The sequence below is a fragment of the Lactiplantibacillus nangangensis genome (assembly GCF_005405065.1).
GTDB lineage: Bacteria > Bacillota > Bacilli > Lactobacillales > Lactobacillaceae > Lactiplantibacillus > Lactiplantibacillus nangangensis.
This window is the reverse complement of sequence record NZ_BJDI01000030.1, coordinates 1-1,734: the sequence shown is the minus strand read 5'-3', so window position 1 is coordinate 1,734 and position 1,734 is coordinate 1. Positions and strand designations below refer to the sequence as shown.

General features: G+C 49.2%; 1 rRNA gene. It reads left to right on the top strand.

The features are described 5' to 3' along the window. The first annotated feature begins 96 nt into the window (after positions 1 to 96). A 16S ribosomal RNA gene (locus FFM70_RS13650) occupies positions 97 to 1,662 on the top strand. The last annotated feature ends 72 nt before the right edge of the window (positions 1,663 to 1,734 follow it).

Sequence of the window (1,734 nt, the reverse complement as noted above, 5' to 3'; positions counted from 1 at the left end):
TCGAGATTGTTAGCAAAACATTTGCGAAGTCAATTCGTGAAAACAATTAATAAATTTGAACCAACTTTTTAAATGAGCTTTTTTAGAACTCATCATTAATTTGAGAGTTTGATCCTGGCTCAGGACGAACGCTGGCGGCGTGCCTAATACATGCAAGTCGAACGAACTCTGGTAATGATTGGTGCTTGCATCAAGATTTACATTTGAGTGAGTGGCGAACTGGTGAGTAACACGTGGGAAACCTGCCCAGAAGTGGGGGATAACACCTGGAAACAGATGCTAATACCGCATAACAACTCGGACCGCATGGTCTGAGTTTGAAAGATGGCTTCGGCTATCACTTTTGGATGGTCCCGCGGCGTATTAGCTAGATGGTGAGGTAACGGCTCACCATGGCAATGATACGTAGCCGACCTGAGAGGGTAATCGGCCACATTGGGACTGAGACACGGCCCAAACTCCTACGGGAGGCAGCAGTAGGGAATCTTCCACAATGGACGAAAGTCTGATGGAGCAACGCCGCGTGAGTGAAGAAGGGTTTCGGCTCGTAAAACTCTGTTGTTAAAGAAGAACATATCTGAGAGTAACTGTTCAGGTATTGACGGTATTTAACCAGAAAGCCACGGCTAACTACGTGCCAGCAGCCGCGGTAATACGTAGGTGGCAAGCGTTGTCCGGATTTATTGGGCGTAAAGCGAGCGCAGGCGGTTTTTTAAGTCTGATGTGAAAGCCTTCGGCTTAACCGAAGAAGTGCATCGGAAACTGGAAAACTTGAGTGCAGAAGAGGACAGTGGAACTCCATGTGTAGCGGTGAAATGCGTAGATATATGGAAGAACACCAGTGGCGAAGGCGGCTGTCTGGTCTGTAACTGACGCTGAGGCTCGAAAGTATGGGTAGCAAACAGGATTAGATACCCTGGTAGTCCATACCGTAAACGATGAATGCTAAGTGTTGGAGGGTTTCCGCCCTTCAGTGCTGCAGCTAACGCATTAAGCATTCCGCCTGGGGAGTACGGCCGCAAGGCTGAAACTCAAAGGAATTGACGGGGGCCCGCACAAGCGGTGGAGCATGTGGTTTAATTCGAAGCTACGCGAAGAACCTTACCAGGTCTTGACATACTATGCAAATCTAAGAGATTAGACGTTCCCTTCGGGGACATGGATACAGGTGGTGCATGGTTGTCGTCAGCTCGTGTCGTGAGATGTTGGGTTAAGTCCCGCAACGAGCGCAACCCTTATTATCAGTTGCCAGCATTAAGTTGGGCACTCTGGTGAGACTGCCGGTGACAAACCGGAGGAAGGTGGGGATGACGTCAAATCATCATGCCCCTTATGACCTGGGCTACACACGTGCTACAATGGATGGTACAACGAGTTGCGAACTCGCGAGAGCAAGCTAATCTCTTAAAGCCATTCTCAGTTCGGATTGTAGGCTGCAACTCGCCTACATGAAGTCGGAATCGCTAGTAATCGCGGATCAGCATGCCGCGGTGAATACGTTCCCGGGCCTTGTACACACCGCCCGTCACACCATGAGAGTTTGTAACACCCAAAGTCGGTGGGGTAACCTTCGGGAGCCAACCGCCTAAGGTGGGACAGATGATTAGGGTGAAGTCGTAACAAGGTAGCCGTAGGAGAACCTGCGGCTGGATCACCTCCTTTCTAAGGAATATTACGGAAACCTTACACATGATTGTTGAAACTTTGTTTAGTTTTGAGAGGTCTAACTCTCAA